We start from the raw sequence: 17,189 nt of genomic DNA, 5'->3' as shown, positions 1-17,189 counted from the left end.
GGGCCGGGACGTGGCTGTCTACTCGTCCGAAGCGAGCCGTGCCGGAAAACCGCCGGTGGCGATGGGTCCCCACCGCTCCGGTGTGATCCGGATGATGGACTTGCCCTGCTTCAGCATGGCGGCCCGGGCCCCGTCTTGTCTGCGCCCCTCGCACTGCTTCGCAGGCTTCGAGGCGCTGCGCCGGACTCCGTCCGTCGGGTTGGGCCGGGACGTGGCTGTCTACTCGTCCGAAGCGAGCCGTGCCGGAAAACCGCCGGTGGCGATGGGTCCCCACCGCTCCGGTGTGATCCGGATGATCGACTTGCCCTGCTTCAGCATGGCGGCCCGGTACTCGTCCCAGTCCGGGTGCTCGCCCGCGACGTTGCGGTAGTACTCGACGAGCGGTTCCACGGACTCCGGCGGGTCGATGACCTCGGCCGTGCCGTCGATCTGGACCCACGGGTCGTTCCACTCGTCGCTCACGACGACGATGCTGACCCGCGGGTCCCGCTTGGCGTTGCGGGTCTTGGCGCGCTCGGGGTAGGTGGAGACCACGATCCGCCCGGAGTCGTCGACCCCGCAGGTCAGCGGCGAGGCCTGGGGACTGCCGTCGGCCCGCCGGGTCAGCAGCAGGGCCCGGTGGCGGGGTCGTACGAAGTCGAGCAACTCGGCCAGGGAGACGGTGGTGTTGGTCGCGATGTTCGGTGCCATACCGCCACCCTAGGCGCATGGAGCCCAGTAGCCCCGGTTACCCCTGCGGCAGTGTCTCGCCCTGCACCGCCTGGATGTCCAGTTCGACCTTGAGGGTCGTGCCGATCGCGGCGATGCCTGCCTGGACGACCTGGTTGTAGTTCATCGCGAAGTCCTCGCGGTGCAGTTCCGTGGTCGCGCGGAACGCGGCCCGCGTGCCGCCCCAGGGGTCGGCGCCGGTGCCGAGGTAGGCGAGGTCGAGGGCGACGGGTCGTACGACACCGTGGAGGGTCAGTTCGCCGGAGACCGTCCAGCGGTCGGAGCCTGCGGGGGCCAGGCCCGTGGAGCGGTAGGTGATCTCTGGGAAGCGGGCCACGTCCAGGAAGTCCGCGGACCGCAGGTGGTCGTCCCGCATGCCGTTGCCCGTGTCGATGGACGCGGCCCGGATGACCGCCTCCACACGGGACTTGGCGATGTCGTCCGGCGCGATCTCGACCGTCGCCGCGAAGTCGGTGAAACGGCCGCGCACGCTGGAGATGCCCAGGTGCTGGGCGACCGCGCCGACCGTGGAGTGGGCGGGGTCGACGGTCCAGGGACCGGGCGGCGGCAATTCCGTACCGCCCTGGCGAGCCAGGGTGACCGTGCCGACCTCGGCCCGGCCGCTCGCGGTGACGATCGCGGTGGCGGCGGCGGGCGCGTACCCGACGGCGGTCACGATCACGGTGTACGGCCCGGGGGCTAGAGGGTTCACATCCCGCACCGCCCCCTCCGCGTCCGCCTCGGCGCGCAGCACCTGAGCGCCCGTCGGGTCGGTCACCGTGACGACCGCGTGCGACACGGCCCATCCGTCGCGGGTACGGATCTTCGCGGTCAGTCCCATGGTTCTTGTAACTCCTCGCCGTACAGCCCTGCAAAGGGGCCGGTCCGCGCAACGCGCCTCCGCTCGGGACGCGTTGCGCGGACCGGAGTGTCAACTACTCGCCGGGGTGGGCGAGTTCGATGTCGTGGCCGTCGGTTCCGCGGCCGTTCAGGGTGAGGGCGGTGGCGACCGGCGGGTAGCCCGTCGCGATCACCGTGTACTCGCCGCCGCTCAGATCGGTGAAGGCGTACGCCCCGTCCGAACCGGTCGTGGCGGTGCCGACCACGTTGCCCGCCGCGTCCACGAGGGTCACCCGGGCGTCGGCCAGCGGGCCGTGCGGGGCGCGGACCACGCCCAGGACCTGGGCGCCGGAGTCGAGGTCGATCTCGACCCGGGTGACCCCGGTGCCGCCGACCTCGACGGGCAGTGCGCGCGGCCGGTACCCGTCGGCGTTCACCGCCACGGTCACCGCCCCCGGCACCAGCTCGGCGAACGCGAACTCGCCCTGCTCACCGGTGATCGAGCTGGACAGCAGATCCCCGCGCACATCCGTCACGATGACCATCGCGTCCTTGACCGACAGCCCCGAATCGGCCGCCCGGACAAGGCCGTTGAGGCCGCTGGTACCGCTGAGGAGAACGTCGTACGACACCGGGTCGCTGCCGTTCACGACGACCGTGGAGGCCTGCGGCTGGAAGCCGTCGGCGGAGGCGATCAGGACGTACGAGCCGACGCTCGGCGCGTCCAGCGCGTAGGAGCCGTCCGCCTGTGTGACCGAGCGGCCCAACTGGCGTCCCCCGAGGGAGATCAGGGTGACGGCGGCCTGCGGGACGGGCGCGCTCTCGGCGCCGCGGATGTGGCCGCGGACGGGAATCCCACCGGACACGGGGGTGGAGGCGGATGTGGTCACGGGTGCGGTCTCCTCCTGCGTCTCGGAAGTGGCGGCCCAACTGGGGATCTTTTCCTCGGCCGGCGGGGGCACCTCGGCCGCGTCCAGCACGCCCACGGCCTCCTCGGCCGCCTGGGCCAGCCCGCCGGAGGTCCGCAGCGGGACCTCCTTGATGAACATCACGACGACGAAGGCGACGAGGGCGAAGGGCGCCGCGTAGAGGAAGACGTCGGCGATCCCGTGGCCGTAGGCGCTCTCCAGCCAGGTGCGGACCGTGCTCGGGAGGGCGTCCATGTCGGGCAGCGCGCTGCTGCCGACGGCCTTCGCGGCGGCGGCCTGCGACTGCGGGTCGAGCGAGGTGACGGTGTCCTTGGCGTAGTGCGTGATCCGGCCGGACATGACCGAGCCGAGCACACCGACGCCGACCGCGCCGCCGAGGGACCGGAAGAAGCTCACCGTGGAGGAGGCGGCGCCGAGGTCCTTCGGGGTGACCTGGTTCTGCGTGGAGAGGACCAGGTTCTGCATCATCGTGCCGACGCCGATGCCCAACAGGGCCATGTAGATGGACAGTTCCCAGTACGGGGTGTCGTAGCGCATCAGACCGAGCAGGCCCAGTCCGGCGGTGAGGGAGACGGCGCCGCCGACCAGCCAGCCCTTCCAGCGGCCGGTCCTGGTGATGAAGCGGCCGGAGACCATCGACGCGACGAACAGGCCGCCGATCATCGGGATCGTCATGACCCCGGACATCGTCGGGGACTTGTCGCGGGCGAGCTGGAAGTACTGGGAGAAGAAGACCGTGCCCGAGTACATGCCGACGCCGACGAACAGCGAGGCCAGCGAGGCGAGGGACACCGTGCGGTTGCGGAACAGGCGCAGCGGGATGATCGGCTCGCTCGCCCGGGTCTCGGTGAACACGAACAGCAGCGCCAGCACGAGGGTGCCGCCCACCATCGTGTACGTCTGCCACGACAGCCACTCGTACTTGTCGTCGGCGAAGGTCACCCAGACCAGCAGCAGCGAGGCGGCGGCGGTGATGAAGAAGGCGCCGGTCCAGTCGACCTTGACCTTCCGCTTGGCGACCGGGAGGTTCAGCGTCTTCTGGAGCACGATCAGCGCGATCAGCGCGAAGGGGATGCCGACGAACAGGCAGTAGCGCCAGCCGAGCCACGAGGTGTCGGTGATCACACCGCCGAGCAGCGGACCGCCGACGGTCGCGACGGCGAAGGTGGCGCCGGTGTAGCCGGAGTACCGGCCGCGTTCGCGCGGGGCGATCATCGCGGCCATCACGACCTGGACGAGGGCGGAGAGACCGCCGGCGCCGAGGCCCTGGATGACACGGGCGCCGATCAGCATCGCCGGGTTCTGCGCGAGGCCGGCGACGACCGAGCCGATGATGTAGATGACCAGGGATATCTGGACCAGGGCCTTCTTGCTGACCAGGTCGGCCATCTTGCCCCACAGCGGCACCGAGGCCGTCATGGAGAGCAGGGCCGCGGTGACGACCCAGGTGTAGGCCTCCTGGCCGCCGCCCAGGCTGCCGATGATCGTCGGCAGGGCGTTGGTGACGATCGTCGACGAGATGATCGCGGCGAACAGACCGAGCAGCAGCCCGGAGAGCGCCTCCATGATCTGCCGGTGCGTCATCGGAGCGCCGTCGGGGGCCGTGTGAGCCGTAGGGGATCCCCCTCCGTGCCTGGCGTGAGCCCGCACACCGGCTGGTGTGGTCGTTGCCATGGGCTTCCTTTTCTTCCGTGCTTATGCGGGTGTACGGGTGGTGTGTTCGAGTCCGGGGTGGGGGGAGAGAGGGGAACGGGGGGAACGGGGGGTTTCGGCGGGCGGGGGCTGGGCCGTGTGCGTCGTACGGCAGTCGCCGAAGTCGGCGCGCAGCCGGGCCATCAGCCGGATCAGCTGTCCGACCTCGTCGTCGCTCCAGTCGCTCAGCCGGTCGGCGAGCAACTGGGCGGTGCGCCGGGACAGTTCGTCGAGCCGGACCTGGCCGCTGGGGGTGAGGCGCAGGATGCGGGAGCGCTTGTCCGAGGGGTCGGCGGACCGTTCGATCCAGCCGCGGTCGGCGACGTGCGCGACATGGCGGCTGGTCACGGACATGTCTACGGCGAGCAGCTCGGCGAGCTTGCTCATGCGCATGGCGCCGTGCCGGCCGAGCAGGGTCAGTACGGCCGCGGAGCCGCTGGGGCAGTCGGACGGCAGGATCCGTCCCAGCTCCCTGCGTACGGCGCCGAAGGCGCTGAACTGACGCATCAGCTCCTCGTACTGCGTCCGCTCGGCCATCACACCTCCCCTACCTTCCATGTCCACGTTCGTTGCTTGGGGCAACCATAAGAGAGGTTGGTTGCTACAGGCAAATAAAACGGGGTGGGTGTGGCATAAAAAGTTGGCAAAGGCAAGCATTTCTGACCGTAAACCCACAGGTGGGAACGGCTGCGCGAAGCCCCGCACTTGGGTGTCCCCCGGGGATTCGCTAGTGTCTCGGCCCATGGCAAACAACACCCAGGGCCCCGAGGGCAACTACGACCCCGCCGGCAGCACCCAGATGTTCCGTGCCTTCGTCGACGAGACTCCCCAGGGCGGCCGGCCGCAGCAGGCCGCCGCACCCGCCGGACCGCGTGTCGGCCTGATCGTCGGCGTAGTCGTCGCCGTGCTGGTCGTGGCGGCGGTGGTGTACCTGGCGATGATGTAACGCCGAGGTCCTTACTCGGGCGGCTACCGGTCCGGCTCCACGGGGAACCGGTAGACCGTCGACTCCCGCGCCCGGAAGCCCAGCCGCTCGTACAGGCGGTTGGCGGCGGTGCGGTCGGGGCGTGAGGTGAGGTCGACGGTTCGGGCGCCGGTTTCGCGGGCGATCCGTAGCGCTTCGTTGGTCAGCAGGGCGGCGACGCCCTGGCCTCGGACCGCGGTGTCGACGACCACGTCCTCGATGCGCCCGCGCAGCCCGGACGGCACCGGGAACAGCACCAGCGTCAGCGTGCCGACGACCGTGCCCGCCGCCCGTGCGACCAGCACCGTGTTCGTCGCGCACGAGACCAGCCGCTCGACCGCGGCCCTGTCCAGGGGCTCCGCCGTCGAGGACAACTGCGGCAGCAACTGGCCGAACACGTCCACGAGTTCGTCGGTCGCCTCGCGCGCGATCTCCACCTGTACGTCCATGGCGGGGAGCCTATCGATCGCGCTGACGCGCGGTCCGCCGTCGATCGGCCGCGGTGCCGCTGTGGCTGGGCGCGCTGCGGGGCCGTCGCCAAGAGCCACTCGGCGTCACGCGCAGACGACGGCCGCCGACGCGCCCATTTAGGGAGCCTCGGCGGCCAGTTGTCCGTGTGGGGCGACGCGTCGGGCCGTGGTGAATGACTGACGCGTCGTCACATAGGAACCCTTGGCGGCGGGTTCAAGAGGTTCAGTCGGAGATCAGGCCCTCGCGCAGGGTGGACAGGGTGCGGGTGAGGAGGCGGGAGACGTGCATCTGGGAGATGCCGACCTCCTCGCCGATCTGTGACTGGGTCATGTTGGCGAAGAAGCGCAGCATGATGATCCGGCGTTCCCGGGGCGGGAGTTTGGCCAGGAGAGGCTTCAACGACTCGCGGTACTCCACGCCCTCCAGGGCCGTGTCCTCGTAGCCGAGGCGGTCCGCCAGGGAGCCCTCGCCGCCGTCGTCCTCGGGGGCCGGGGAGTCGAGCGAGGAGGCCGTGTACGCGTTGCCGACCGCGAGGCCGTCGACGACGTCCTCCTCGGACACGCCCAGGACCGCGGCGAGTTCGGGGACGGTCGGCGACCGGTCCAGCTTCTGGGAGAGCTCGTCGCTGGCCTTGGTGAGGGCCAGCCGCAGCTCCTGGAGGCGACGCGGGACCCGCACCGACCACGACGTGTCGCGGAAGAAGCGCTTGATCTCGCCCACGACGGTCGGCATCGCGAACGTCGGGAACTCCACCCCGCGTTCGCAGTCGAACCGGTCGATCGCCTTGATCAGGCCGATCGTGCCGACCTGGACGATGTCCTCCATCGGCTCGTTGCGGGAGCGGAAACGCGCGGCGGCGTAACGCACCAGCGGGAGGTTGAGCTCGATGAGGGTGTCCCTGACGTAACCGCGCTCGGGGCTGTTCTCGTCGAGTGCGGCGAGCCGCAGGAAGAGGGAGCGGGACAGGGTGCGGGTGTCGATGGCTCCCGTGGTCGGGAGGGCCGGGGCCGGTACGGCGGGTACGGCCTCAAGGACCGTAACGGCGTCGAGTGCGGGCTCAGCCTCGCTCTTGGTGAGCGTGAGCACCTTCGAGCTGCCCTGGTCTGCGGACATGCCACCCCCTTTGGGTCGCGGGACGGTCGCGGCGATCGCCCCCGTCTGGGGAGCGGTGCCTTCACCTGAATACCGGAGCCTGGGCCACGGCAAACGCGCTTCCGGCAGAATGTCACATGTCGGCAACACGCTGTAGTGACATGTCGACATGTCAGTTACGAAACGGCCCTGGAAAAAGGGGGTCTGACGGTTTTTCGGCGCAGAACTGTCGGGAACCGCCCTGGTGAGCGATTCGTTCGTACCGGTGACAGTTCGCCAGCGCTTTCGGTTCTGCTGCTACGCCTCTACGCCTCTAGCTGCTACGCCTCGATGCGGTTCGCGGAGCGCAGTCGCTGGAAGCTGCGCGCGAGGAGCCGTGAGACATGCATCTGGGAGACGCCGAGTTCCGCGCTGATCTGCGACTGGGTGAGGTTGCTGTAGTAGCGCAGCAGCAGGATCCGCTGTTCGCGCTCGGGGAGTTGGACGAGGAGGTGGCGGACGAGGTCGCGGTGTTCCACGCCGTCCAGGGCCGGGTCCTCGTAGCCGAGCCGGTCCAGCAGGCCGGGCAGTCCGTCGCCCTCCTGGGCGGCCTCCAGGGAGGTCGCGTGGTACGAGCGGCCCGCCTCGATGCAGGACAGCACCTCGTCCTCGCCGATGCGCAGCCGCTCGGCGATCTCCGCGGTGCTCGGAGTGCGCCCGAAGGCGGTCGTCAGATCCTCGGTCGCCGCGTTGACCTGCACCCACAACTCGTGCAGCCGGCGCGGGACATGGACCGTGCGAACGTTGTCACGGAAGTAGCGCTTGATCTCACCGATGACGGTCGGCATCGCGAACGTCGGGAACTGCACGCCCCGGTCCGGGTCGAAGCGGTCGATGGCGTTGATCAGACCGATGGTGCCGACCTGGACGACGTCCTCCATGGGCTCGTTGCGGGAGCGGAAGCGGGCGGCGGCGTAGCGCACGAGCGGGAGATTGGCCTCGATGAGCGCCCCGCGCACCCGGTTGTGCTCCGGCGTGCCCGGCTGGAGCCCCTTGAGCTGGCCGAACAGCACCTGGGTGAGGGCCCGGGTGTCGGCACCGCGGCTGCGCGGCGGAGCGGCTGCCGCCGGGGGCTGGGCGGGAGCCTCTTCCTGAGGCGGCGCTGTACTGGCCGACACGGTCAACGCCACACCTCTTCAATAGGTCAACTCATCCGTCAAAAGCGGTCATAGCATCACAAGACATGTGCACTGTGTGCAAGCACCGACTAATACCTTGTTAGGCCGTGTTGACGGGCAAGTTGGGGCATTGGATGCGGAAAAGCCCCTCGCCGTCACGGCGGGGGGCTTCTCGGCGGTGCGTTCAGATCTCGTAGTCGGCGATCACCCAGGTGGCGAACTCGCGCCACAGCACGACGCCCGCCTGGTGCGCGGGGTGCTCGACGTACCGCTTCAGGGCGTCGGCGTCGTCGACCGACGAGTTGATCGCGAAGTCGTAGGCGATGGGGCGGTCGCTGATGTTCCAGCCCAGTTCCCAGGAGCGCAGGTCCCCGATCAGGTCGCCGAGCGGGCGGAACGCCTCGACGCCCGCCACCACCCGCGGGTCGTCGCGCTGGACGCCCTCGTTGAGCTTGAAGAGGACGAGGTGGCGGATCATCTGCACGCTCCCGGGTGGTCGGCTACTGCGCCCCGTCGGCCAGCCAGGTCATGAAGTCGCCGATGGCCTTCGCGGCGTCCGATATGCCTTCGAAGCCTATCTGGACGTAGTCGGCCGCCTTGGACGGGTCCGTGATGATCACGTACAGCGCGAAGACCACGAGCACATAGACGGCGATCTTCTTCGCGTTCACCGCCATCGCGGCCTCCCCTGTGACGTCCGTGCCCGAGGGCCCCCTGTTGCCGGCGGTGAGTTTAACCTTCACGGCCGTTTTTGGATCTACGCACGAAGGGCCCCGTCTCTCGACGGGGCCCTTCAGAAGCGGTAGCGGAGGGATTTGAACCCTCGGTGACTTGCGCCACACTCGCTTTCGAGGCGAGCTCCTTCGGCCGCTCGGACACGCTACCGAGAGAGACCTTACAACAAGGTGGGGCGTGGTTTGAAATCGGTAATCGAGCCCCGCCCTCGATCCGGTTACCGGTCCCGGAAGAACTCCGTGAGGACGTGCGCGCACTCCTCCGCGAGCACGCCCTCGATCACCTCGGGGCGGTGGTTGAGCCGCCGGTCGCGTACGACGTCGAAGAGGGAGCCGGCCGCGCCGGCCTTCTCGTCGCGGGCGCCGTAGACGACCCGGTCGACCCGGGACTGCACGAGCGCGCCCGCGCACATCGTGCAGGGTTCGAGGGTGACGACGAGGGTGCAGCCGGACAGCCGCCACTCACCGAGGTGAGCGGCGGCCCTCCGGATCGCGAGGACCTCGGCGTGCGCCGTCGGATCGCCGGTGGCCTCGCGTTCGTTGTGGCCGGTGGCGAGCACGGTCGTACCGTCCGGGGACAGTACGACCGCGCCGACCGGGACGTCGCCGTCCCGGGCGGCCGCTCCGGCCTCGTCCAGGGCGAGCCGCATCGCGGCCCGCCAGCGGTCGCGTACCGGGTCCGAAGACCCTTCTGCGCGTGCTGTGGTCAGCGGACGGTCTCCAGGACCTCCGAGGCCCCCAGGGCCTCGGCGATGGAGCTCAGCGCGTCGTCGGCGTCGAGGAGGCGCAGCTCCTTCTCGCCGACGCCCAGGTCGTCGAGGATCTGGCTGTCCCCGACCGGGCTGTGCGGAACGGACTCGGCCGAGGTGCCGTCCTCGTCGTCGTCCTCCTCGGAGTCACCGTCCTCGGTGCCGTCGAGGTCGAGGGAGTCCAGGTCGACGTCATCGTCGTCGTCCGGATCCCTGCCGAGCAGCTCGTCCGTGAGCAGGATCTCGCCGTACGAGCTGCGGGCTGCCGCAGCTGCGTCCGAAACGTAGATCCGGGGGTCGTCCTCGCCGTCGATGCGGACGACGCCGAACCAGGCGTCCTCCTGCTCGATGAGCACCAGCACCGTGTCGTCCTCGGGCGAGGCTTCACGGGCCAGTTCGGCCAGATCCGACAGGCTCTCGACATCGTCGAGCTCTGTGTCGCTCGCTTCCCACCCGTCTTCGGTGCGCGCGAGCAGTGCGGCGAAGTACACCGTGACTCTCCCACTGGTCTTAGGCGTGCCGGTTGGGGGTCCCCCCGGCGGAGGTTACGGGCGGGGAGAGCTCGTGCTCCGAGCCCCACCCACTCGGAATCGTGGCAGAAACAAGGCGTTCAGGGGACGTCTTCGGCTCCCTGTGTCCGCCCGTGTTTGATCGACCACCAGCGGGATCGTACGCGGCGATCGCCGTGCGCACGCACCCGGTTGGCCTTACAAGGTCCTGTGAGACAGGCCTCAACTACCAGCGGAAGGTTCGCATACGCATGGCGTGGCGCAGCCGGGCGGCCTTGGCGCGGCGGGGCTGGACGCGGTCGCGCAGCTCACGGGCCTCGGTCAGTTCGCGCAGGAACTGTGCCCGGCGCCGTCGGCGCTCGGCATCGGTCTCGCGGCTCTCGTGCTGCGACGGGTCCTCTCGGGACTCACGGTCAGGCATCGGCTCACCACCCCGCTCCGTCCCTCCCACTTTCCCCCGGACGGGCGGTTTGATGCCAGTGCGGGCGGAATCGCGGCCGGTCGGGGCGGCGTCACGGCGGGCCGGAGCGGGGCCGCGGCAGCCGCGGGGCCCGGCTACTGTTGTGGACATGCGTCTCCACGTCGTCGACCACCCCCTGGTCGCCCACAAGCTCACCACGCTGCGCGACCAGCGCACCGACTCCGCGACCTTCCGCCGCCTGGCCGACGAGCTGGTCACCCTGCTCGCCTACGAGGCCACGCGTGACGTGCGCACCGAACAGGTCGACATCACGACGCCGGTCGCCCCGACCACGGGCGTCAAGCTGTCCTACCCGCGCCCGCTGGTGGTGCCGATCCTGCGGGCCGGCCTCGGCATGCTGGACGGCATGGTCCGGCTGCTGCCCTCGGCCGAGGTCGGCTTCATGGGCATGGTGCGCAACGAGGAGACGCTCCAGGCCTCGACGTACGCCACGCGCATGCCGGAGGACCTCTCGGGCCGTCAGGTGTACGTCCTGGACCCGATGCTGGCCACCGGCGGCACGCTGGTCGCGGCGATCCGCGAGCTGATCAAGCGCGGCGCGGACGACGTGACGGCCGTGGTCCTGCTGGCCGCCCCCGAGGGCGTCGAGGTCATGGAGCGCGAGCTGGCGGGTACCCCGGTGACGGTCGTGACGGCCTCGGTCGACGAGCGCCTGAACGAGCACGGCTACATCGTCCCGGGCCTCGGCGACGCGGGCGACCGGCTGTACGGCGCGGCGGAGTAGCACCGGTCAACACCGAATTCCCGTACGGCTCTTACCTGCCGTACGGGAATCCGCGCGTGTGCTGCCGTACGGATACAGATACGGCTACGGCTACGGGACTACGAGCACGCCTTCGGTGAGGCGCTGCTCGCCGGTGCCGGTCCGCTCAACGCGGCCAGGGCCTTGTCGGCCGCCGCCTTCGCCGTGAGGTCCTTGAAGGCGGTGCCGATGATCAGGTCGACGGCGGCGCCCTTGCGGGTGGCCTCGGTGCGGCGCTCGGCGCCGGTGAGCTGGGTGGCGAGGACGGGCAGCGAGGTGTCGAGGGAGGCGGCGGGGCCGAGCAGTATGCCGGTGCCCTTGACCTTCTTGTCGAACTGCGCGGTCGCGTTGCCCACGTCGCCGATCCGGAACCCGCGCTTCTTGAGTTCGTCGGCGGTCGACTTGGCGAGGCCGCTGCGGGGCGTGGCGTTGTAGACGTTCACGGTGATCTGGGCGGGCTTCGGGACGGCGGCGTTCGTACTGGGCGAGGGGCTCACCTTGGAGGCGCAGTCCGCCTTGGGACCGGCCGCCGCGGCCTGCTTGCCGCCACCGGTGAAGACGTCGATGAGCTGCAACGTGCCCCACCCGCCCACACCGACCACGGCGACGGACGCGACCACCATGAGGACGAGCCGTCCGCGGCGCCGCGGACGGCGCATGCGCGGGTATTTGTCCCCCGTGATCCGGTACTGGCCGCCCATGCCTGGGGGAGTCAGCATGCTCATGAGCGCAGCGTAGTGCGCCCGGGCGACGATGCCTACTAGATGATCATTCGACAGCGCCGAGACCAACCCGAAAGGGTCAACGGTCTACAGGTCGAGCGCTCAGTCCAACTCAAGGACGCGCGCGTGGAGTACCTGCCGCTGCTGGAGCGCGGCGCGGACCGCGCGGTGCAGGCCGTCCTCCAGGTACAGGTCGCCCTGCCACTTCACGACGTGCGCGAAGAGGTCGCCGTAGAAGGTCGAGTCCTCGGCGAGGAGGGTTTCCAGGTCGAGCTGGCCCTTGGTCGTCACCAGCTGATCGAGGCGGACCGGGCGCGGCGCGACGTCCGCCCACTGCCGGGTGCTTTCCCGGCCGTGGTCGGGGTACGGCCGGCCGTTTCCGATGCGCTTGAAGATCACACGGAAAGCCTACCGGTCATGACGTTCCGGGCGCAGCCATGGAGACGGAGTGCGACGCTGGAAAAGATGCCGCAAAGCCGGGCAAAAAGGGAACCGAGGCCTGTTATGAGTGACAGCGAGACGATCGCCGCCGGGTACGCCTTCACAGGACCTGCACTCGATCTGGGCGCCCTGCTCTGGGACGGGGTCCCGCTGCCCGACGCGCAGATCCGCATCCCCCTCCCGATGCTCAACCGCCACGGCCTGGTCGCGGGCGCCACCGGCACCGGCAAGACCAAGACACTCCAGCTCATCGCCGAGCAGCTCTCGGCGCAGGGCGTGCCCGTGTTCCTCGCGGACGTGAAGGGCGATGTGTCGGGCATCTCGGCGCCGGGCACGGCGAACGACAAGGTCGCGGGGCGGGCGTCGGAGGTCCGTCAGCAGTGGACGGCGACCGGTTTCCCCGCCGAGTTCTACGCCCTCGGCGGCATCGGCCACGGCATCCCCGTGCGCGCCACGATCACGGGCTTCGGGCCGGTACTGCTCTCCAAGGTGCTCCAGCTCAACCAGACCCAGGAGCAGTCCCTCGGCCTGATCTTCCACTACGCCGACACCAAGGGCCTGGAGCTGATCGACCTCAAGGACCTGCGGGCGGTCGTCACCTTCCTGACCTCGGACGAGGGCAAGCCGGAGCTGAAGAACATCGGCGGTCTGTCGACGGCCACGGCCGGCGTGATCCTGCGCTCCCTCACCGCCTTCGAGGCGCAGGGCATGGCCGACTTCTTCGGCGAGCCGGAGTTCGACACGAGCGAGCTGCTGCGCACGGCGTCGGACGGCCGGGGCATGGTCTCGGTCCTCGAACTCCCCGCGGTCCAGGACAAACCGCAGCTCTTCTCGACCTTCCTGATGTGGCTGCTGGCCGACCTCTTCCACGACCTCCCGGAGGTGGGAGACGCCGACAAGCCCAAGCTCGTCTTCTTCTTCGACGAGGCGCACCTGCTCTTCAACGACGCCTCCAAGGCCTTCCTGGACTCCATCACGCAGACCGTCCGCCTGATTCGCTCGAAAGGGGTCGGCGTCTTCTTCGTGACCCAGACCCCGAAGGACGTCCCCGGCGATGTCCTCGCCCAGCTCGGCAACCGCGTCCAGCACGCGCTCCGCGCCTTCACCCCCGACGACCAGAAGGCCCTGAAGGCCACCGTGAAGACCTTCCCGAACTCCGCCTACGACCTGGAGGAGATCCTGACGGGACTGGGCACCGGCGAGGCCGTCGTCACGGTCCTCAGCGAGAACGGCGCCCCGACCCCCGTCGCCGTCACCCGCCTCCGCGCCCCCGAGTCCCTGATGGGCCCGATCGACCCGGCGACCCTCGACCAGGCGGTCAAGTCCTCGTCCCTCTACGGCCGTTACGCACAGGCTGTGGACAGAGAGTCGGCGTACGAGAAGCTGTCGGAACGCCCGCAGGAGACATCGGAGACACCGAAGGCGGCAGCGAAGAAGGCCCCGGCCAAGGAGAAGGAGGACGAGTCGATGGTCCAACAGGTCGTCGGCAGCGGCATGTTCAAGTCCCTGGCGCGTTCCGTCGGCACCCAGATCGGCCGCGAGATCACCCGCTCACTGTTCGGCACGGCCCGGCGGAAGAGGTAGCCCCCACCGGGCCGCACGGTCGGATCAGCGCTTCGGCTCCTCGGGGGGCCGCTGCGGCTCGGGCGTCCGCGCCTCGGGTTTGGGCGCGTTGCGAACGGCCTCCGCGCGCAGCAGGGCGCGCAGGACCGCGTACGGGTCGATGGGCATGGCTGTGTTCCTCGCGTCGCACTGACTTGACTGACCTTGCTCGGGGCGGTCGGTCCGTCAGCAGCGCAGGACCACGGTGCGCTGGGCACGCAGGGTGTACGACGGCCCGTGCGACGCGGGGAGGGGACGGCCCTCGGGGTCGTGCGACGCCGGGGCGGGCGCGGGGCGCAGGGGTGCGGTGGGCCGGTGCACGGCGAGGGCGGAGGGCCGTAGGGCGGCGGTGGCCGTGTCGAGGACGTCGTACTCGACGTTCGTCTCGACGGAGGACGCGACGGGCGTCGCGCGCATCTCGGCGTGGGTGCCCGGCACCAGGAGGGCGAGCAGCAGCACGAGCGCCCGCAGCCAGGCACGGCTGCGGGGGAGGCTGCGTGCGGTGCTCACGGGGGTCAATCTGCCCTGTGGGGCTACGGCGTTCATCGCGTCCGGAGCGAGATACGCCCGCATGGAGTAGGGGGGCCGGTCACAGGGCGGTCGGCACCTCTTGGGCCCGGCCGCGCATCCTGATCGCCGTGATGATCTCGACGACGCCGACCGCGACCAGCCAGATGCCGCCGACGAGGGTGAGGACGGCGACCGAGCGGAACGGTGAGTCGATGAGGACGATGCCGGCGATGAACGTGACGATCCCGAGGAAGATCTGCCAGCCGCGCGCGGGCATGTTCTGGTCCGAGGCCGCGGCCAGGGTCTGGGTGATGCCCCGGATCAGCCAGCCGATGCCGATCCACAGGGCGAGCAGCAGGATCGACTGCATCGGGCCGCGGAAGCAGAACAGGCCCAGCACGATCGACAGCGCGCCGCTGATGAACGCCAGCACGCGCAGCGAGGTCGCCTTGTGGGTGCCGAAGGCGGAGACGAGCTGGAAGACGCCGCTGATCAGCAGGTAGATGCCGAAGAGGATGCCGGCCGCGAAGAGGGACGCGCCCGGCCACACCAGGACCAGGACGCCCAGGACCAGGGACGCGATGCCGGTGAGGAGGACGACCTGCCAGGCGGCCTTGGACAGGGCGTGCAGGGGACCTTCGAGATCGGGTTCCCGGTACCGCTCGTCGTGCGGGGGCCGCGGTGCGTGGGCGCGGCGGTCGTCGAACTCCGGGCCCCAGGGGGAGCCGCTCGGTGCCTCGGTCATGGTCCATGCTGTGACCGGGGTCACGCGGCCCGCCACCGGGGCGGGCCGTCCGGCTGACGCGGTTACTCGCCGCCGGCCGCCTTCGAGGCCTTCGCCGCCGCCTTCATCTCCTGCTTGTGCGCGCGGACCTTGGTCAGCGACTCGGGCCCGGTGATGTCGGCGACGGAACGGTAGGACTTGGGCTCGCCGTACGCCCCGGCCGCCTCCCGCCAGCCCTTCGGCGTCACCCCGAGCTGCTTGCCGAGCAGGGCGAGAAAGATCTGCGCCTTCTGCTTCCCGAACCCGGGCAACGCCTCCAGCCGCTTGAGCAGCTCGGCCCCGGTCCCGACCCCGTCCCAGACCCGGCTCGCGTCCCCGTCGTAGTGCTCGACGAGGTACTGGCACAACTGCTGGATCCGCTTGGCCATGGACCCCGGGTAACGATGCACGGCCGGCTTCTCGGACAGGAGCGCGGCGAAGGCCTCGGGGTCACGGGCGGCGATGTCGTCCGCGTCCAGATCGGTGGCCCCGAGCCGGTCGGCGATCGTCCGCGGCCCCTTGAACGCCCACTCCATCGGCACCTGCTGATCGAGCAGCATCCCGACCAGCGCGGCGAGCGGTGAACGGCCGAGGAGTTCGTCGGCCTCGGGATCCTGGGCGAGGTGAAGGGTGACGTCCATGGGTCGATGATGGCGCGTCCTGGGGCGGGATGCCTTTCGGTACGGCGGGTTCGTCGCCGGGGAGGTCACCCTCTCCTCCACTCCAGTGTCGTCACGAGCAGGCGGTCGAGGAGCGCTTGACGGGCCTGGAGTTCGACGGGTCCTCGTGGCGCTCGGATGCCGTCAGGGAGGGCGAGTGGTGTGCGGGGCGGATTCCAGAGGGCTGGCGCCGCGGACGGCGCAAGGGGCAACTCGGCCCAGACGACCTTCCCGCCGACGGTCGGACCGTAGACGTCCCACCGCTTGGCGAGCGACTCGACGAGGAGCAGACCTCGACCGCCGGTGGCGTCGGGACCCGGGCTTTGGCGTACGGGTGTCTCCGGCGCCCGGTCCCAGACCTCGACGTACAGACTCCCCGCCAGAACACGGAGTTGTACGGCGATCACGTGCTCGGCCTTGATCTGCCAGGGCTTCGGCTCGGGTCCGGTGAGGCCGCCGGCCTTGACGGCGTTGGTGGTCAGTTCGCTCATGACGAGCGTGGCGCTCTCCTCCTGGTCCGGGAGGTTCCAGTGGCTCAGCGTGTGCCGTACGAACATCCGGGAGCAGGCGACGGCTGTGGGGACGGCGACCAGGCGGAGGGAGGCGGTGAGCAGGGGGACGGGGTGCACGGTGTCGTCACCAGTCATGCCGACCCCGCTTCGAGGAGACGGCGATCTCGGCCCACACGCTCTTGCCGATGACCCTCGGGGTGACGCCCCAGTCGTCGGCGAGCGCGGCGACGATCCGCAGACCGTAACCACCACCGCCCGGCGAACCGGTGTGAGGCATCCCGCTGGCTGCGTCGCGGACTTCGACGCGGAGGAGGTTGTCGGCAAGGTAGTAGGCCACCAGGACGCGGCTTCCTCGCATGGTTTGGCCATGGATTACTGAGTTGGTTACGAGTTCGGTGACTACCCACTCTAGGAAGTCGGCCGTGTATTGCGGTAAGTCCCACTCTTTGGCCAGAGCTTTCGCCCTGGTGCGGGCGGCCGGTACAGATGGGCGGTATCTCCTGTATCTCACCTGCAAAGACCTTGGTTCAGTCATACTCGGTCCCCTCGGACGGGTTCGTGGGTCACACCGCCATCGCAAGTACTATGCAGGATCGAGTAGCTGAAGTGTCAAGTCGCTACTTTGAGCGTATTTCAATGACCATTGCTCTCACCCTGGACTACGCGGCACACTTGACCTGCAAGAAGGAGTGAGGAGAGGCGGCTCAACCTGTGCCCACCAACAACCATCCGACGTTCCGTCAGAAGCGACTTGCGCGTACGTTGCGCGAGTTGAGGATCGCTGCGGGGCTGACACACGTCGACGCTGCCAAGGCGCTCGGGTCGGCGGAGTCCAAAGTCGGACGCATCGAGAACGCCCTGTCCGGTGTCCGACTGCCCGACCTCCGTGCCCTGTTGGACGCGTACAACGTC

24 protein-coding genes, 1 tRNA gene and 1 pseudogene are annotated in these 17,189 nt (G+C 69.6%); 4 read left to right on the top strand and 22 right to left on the bottom strand.

Annotated elements, in window-relative coordinates:
* Nucleotides 1–18: 18 nt before the first annotated feature.
* From ACWIHT_RS21850 to ACWIHT_RS21830, 5 genes and pseudogenes are all read right to left on the bottom strand, one after another.
* Nucleotides 19–135: pseudogene (locus ACWIHT_RS21850) on the bottom strand (PPOX class F420-dependent oxidoreductase); the annotation flags it as partial.
* An 84-nt stretch (nt 136–219) separates the two neighbouring features.
* Nucleotides 220–690: a PPOX class F420-dependent oxidoreductase gene (locus tag ACWIHT_RS21845; protein ID WP_456169820.1), complete on the bottom strand. Its 471-nt coding sequence runs from the start codon at nt 688–690 to the stop codon at nt 220–222.
* A gap of 37 nt (nt 691–727) precedes the next feature.
* Entirely contained in the window at nt 728–1,549 is an 822-nt protein-coding gene (locus tag ACWIHT_RS21840) for a YceI family protein (RefSeq protein ID WP_456169819.1), read from the bottom strand.
* Between the two features lie 94 nt (nt 1,550–1,643).
* On the bottom strand, nt 1,644–4,151 hold the full coding sequence (locus ACWIHT_RS21835) for an MFS transporter (protein ID WP_456169818.1): 2,508 nt from the start codon (nt 4,149–4,151) through the stop codon (nt 1,644–1,646).
* Nucleotides 4,152–4,172: 21 nt separating this feature from the next.
* Complete coding sequence (locus ACWIHT_RS21830) at nt 4,173–4,706, bottom strand: MarR family winged helix-turn-helix transcriptional regulator (protein ID WP_456169817.1); 534 nt, start codon at nt 4,704–4,706, stop codon at nt 4,173–4,175.
* Nucleotides 4,707–4,911: 205 nt separating this feature from the next.
* Here ACWIHT_RS21830 and ACWIHT_RS21825 point away from each other — a divergent pair, with 205 nt between their 5' ends.
* Nucleotides 4,912–5,115, top strand: a complete 204-nt coding sequence (locus ACWIHT_RS21825) for a hypothetical protein (RefSeq protein ID WP_456169815.1) — start codon at nt 4,912–4,914, stop codon at nt 5,113–5,115.
* A 23-nt stretch (nt 5,116–5,138) separates the two neighbouring features.
* Here the strand turns inward: ACWIHT_RS21825 and ACWIHT_RS21820 are convergent, their stop codons facing one another.
* The 9 genes from ACWIHT_RS21820 to ACWIHT_RS21780 form a co-directional block, all read right to left on the bottom strand.
* Nucleotides 5,139–5,582 (bottom strand): GNAT family N-acetyltransferase, encoded by a 444-nt coding sequence (locus tag ACWIHT_RS21820; protein WP_456169814.1) that lies wholly within the window; start codon nt 5,580–5,582, stop codon nt 5,139–5,141.
* A gap of 244 nt (nt 5,583–5,826) precedes the next feature.
* Nucleotides 5,827–6,717, bottom strand: coding sequence for an RNA polymerase sigma factor SigF (locus ACWIHT_RS21815; protein WP_019073292.1), 891 nt, complete (start codon nt 6,715–6,717; stop codon nt 5,827–5,829).
* A gap of 299 nt (nt 6,718–7,016) precedes the next feature.
* The gene (locus ACWIHT_RS21810) at nt 7,017–7,865 is read right to left on the bottom strand and encodes an RNA polymerase sigma factor SigF (RefSeq protein ID WP_200715920.1); all 849 of its coding nucleotides are present in this window, start codon (nt 7,863–7,865) and stop codon (nt 7,017–7,019) included.
* A 172-nt stretch (nt 7,866–8,037) separates the two neighbouring features.
* Entirely contained in the window at nt 8,038–8,331 is a 294-nt protein-coding gene (locus ACWIHT_RS21805) for a Dabb family protein (protein WP_456169813.1), read from the bottom strand.
* Nucleotides 8,332–8,353: 22 nt separating this feature from the next.
* On the bottom strand, nt 8,354–8,530 hold the full coding sequence (locus ACWIHT_RS21800) for a hypothetical protein (protein ID WP_019073295.1): 177 nt from the start codon (nt 8,528–8,530) through the stop codon (nt 8,354–8,356).
* 123 nt (nt 8,531–8,653) lie between these two features.
* A tRNA-Ser gene (locus tag ACWIHT_RS21795) sits at nt 8,654–8,738 on the bottom strand.
* Between the two features lie 67 nt (nt 8,739–8,805).
* On the bottom strand, nt 8,806–9,237 hold the full coding sequence (gene tadA, locus ACWIHT_RS21790) for a tRNA adenosine(34) deaminase TadA (RefSeq protein ID WP_456169812.1): 432 nt from the start codon (nt 9,235–9,237) through the stop codon (nt 8,806–8,808).
* 56 nt (nt 9,238–9,293) lie between these two features.
* Nucleotides 9,294–9,827 (bottom strand): tRNA adenosine deaminase-associated protein, encoded by a 534-nt coding sequence (locus tag ACWIHT_RS21785; protein ID WP_456169811.1) that lies wholly within the window; start codon nt 9,825–9,827, stop codon nt 9,294–9,296.
* A 244-nt stretch (nt 9,828–10,071) separates the two neighbouring features.
* Nucleotides 10,072–10,266, bottom strand: a complete 195-nt coding sequence (locus tag ACWIHT_RS21780; RefSeq protein WP_019073298.1) for a hypothetical protein — start codon at nt 10,264–10,266, stop codon at nt 10,072–10,074.
* Nucleotides 10,267–10,414: 148 nt separating this feature from the next.
* On the opposite strand from ACWIHT_RS21780, the gene upp reads away from it, so the two are divergent.
* Nucleotides 10,415–11,050 carry a uracil phosphoribosyltransferase gene (gene upp / locus ACWIHT_RS21775; RefSeq protein WP_200715914.1) on the top strand — a complete coding sequence of 212 codons (636 nt, stop codon included), beginning with the start codon at nt 10,415–10,417 and terminating at the stop codon, nt 11,048–11,050.
* A gap of 98 nt (nt 11,051–11,148) precedes the next feature.
* Here the strand turns inward: upp and ACWIHT_RS21770 are convergent, their stop codons facing one another.
* Together ACWIHT_RS21770 and ACWIHT_RS21765 are read right to left on the bottom strand one after the other, a co-directional pair.
* On the bottom strand, nt 11,149–11,769 hold the full coding sequence (locus tag ACWIHT_RS21770; protein ID WP_456170054.1) for a LytR C-terminal domain-containing protein: 621 nt from the start codon (nt 11,767–11,769) through the stop codon (nt 11,149–11,151).
* Between the two features lie 123 nt (nt 11,770–11,892).
* Nucleotides 11,893–12,189 carry a type II toxin-antitoxin system VapB family antitoxin gene (locus ACWIHT_RS21765; protein WP_003999914.1) on the bottom strand — a complete coding sequence of 99 codons (297 nt, stop codon included), beginning with the start codon at nt 12,187–12,189 and terminating at the stop codon, nt 11,893–11,895.
* A gap of 105 nt (nt 12,190–12,294) precedes the next feature.
* Between ACWIHT_RS21765 and ACWIHT_RS21760 the strand changes: the two genes are divergently transcribed.
* Nucleotides 12,295–13,815: a helicase HerA-like domain-containing protein gene (locus ACWIHT_RS21760; RefSeq protein ID WP_456169810.1), complete on the top strand. Its 1,521-nt coding sequence runs from the start codon at nt 12,295–12,297 to the stop codon at nt 13,813–13,815.
* Nucleotides 13,816–13,839: 24 nt separating this feature from the next.
* On the opposite strand, the gene ACWIHT_RS21755 is transcribed toward ACWIHT_RS21760, so the two are convergent.
* The 6 genes from ACWIHT_RS21755 to ACWIHT_RS21730 all read right to left on the bottom strand — a co-directional run bounded on the left by ACWIHT_RS21755 (nt 13,840) and on the right by ACWIHT_RS21730 (nt 16,812).
* Nucleotides 13,840–13,962 carry a hypothetical protein gene (locus ACWIHT_RS21755; RefSeq protein ID WP_427921163.1) on the bottom strand — a complete coding sequence of 41 codons (123 nt, stop codon included), beginning with the start codon at nt 13,960–13,962 and terminating at the stop codon, nt 13,840–13,842.
* 57 nt (nt 13,963–14,019) lie between these two features.
* Nucleotides 14,020–14,343, bottom strand: coding sequence for a hypothetical protein (locus ACWIHT_RS21750; RefSeq protein WP_456169809.1), 324 nt, complete (start codon nt 14,341–14,343; stop codon nt 14,020–14,022).
* Nucleotides 14,344–14,422: 79 nt separating this feature from the next.
* Entirely contained in the window at nt 14,423–15,088 is a 666-nt protein-coding gene (locus ACWIHT_RS21745) for an HdeD family acid-resistance protein (protein ID WP_456169807.1), read from the bottom strand.
* Nucleotides 15,089–15,150: 62 nt separating this feature from the next.
* On the bottom strand, nt 15,151–15,747 hold the full coding sequence (locus ACWIHT_RS21740; protein WP_456169806.1) for an HhH-GPD-type base excision DNA repair protein: 597 nt from the start codon (nt 15,745–15,747) through the stop codon (nt 15,151–15,153).
* Between the two features lie 65 nt (nt 15,748–15,812).
* Nucleotides 15,813–16,412 (bottom strand): ATP-binding protein, encoded by a 600-nt coding sequence (locus ACWIHT_RS21735; RefSeq protein WP_456169804.1) that lies wholly within the window; start codon nt 16,410–16,412, stop codon nt 15,813–15,815.
* A complete protein-coding gene (locus ACWIHT_RS21730) occupies nt 16,402–16,812 on the bottom strand; it encodes an ATP-binding protein (RefSeq protein ID WP_456169803.1) in 411 nt (136 codons plus the stop codon). The genes ACWIHT_RS21735 and ACWIHT_RS21730 overlap by 11 nt, the downstream gene beginning before the upstream one ends.
* A gap of 176 nt (nt 16,813–16,988) precedes the next feature.
* On the opposite strand from ACWIHT_RS21730, the gene ACWIHT_RS21725 reads away from it, so the two are divergent.
* A partial coding sequence (locus ACWIHT_RS21725; protein WP_456169802.1) for a helix-turn-helix domain-containing protein occupies nt 16,989–17,189 on the top strand: 201 nt, incomplete at its 3' end.

Source organism: Streptomyces sp. NPDC002276, from assembly GCF_053891435.1.
The sequence above is the reverse complement of the archived record's forward strand: the minus strand, read 5'-3'. Positions and strand labels throughout refer to the sequence as shown.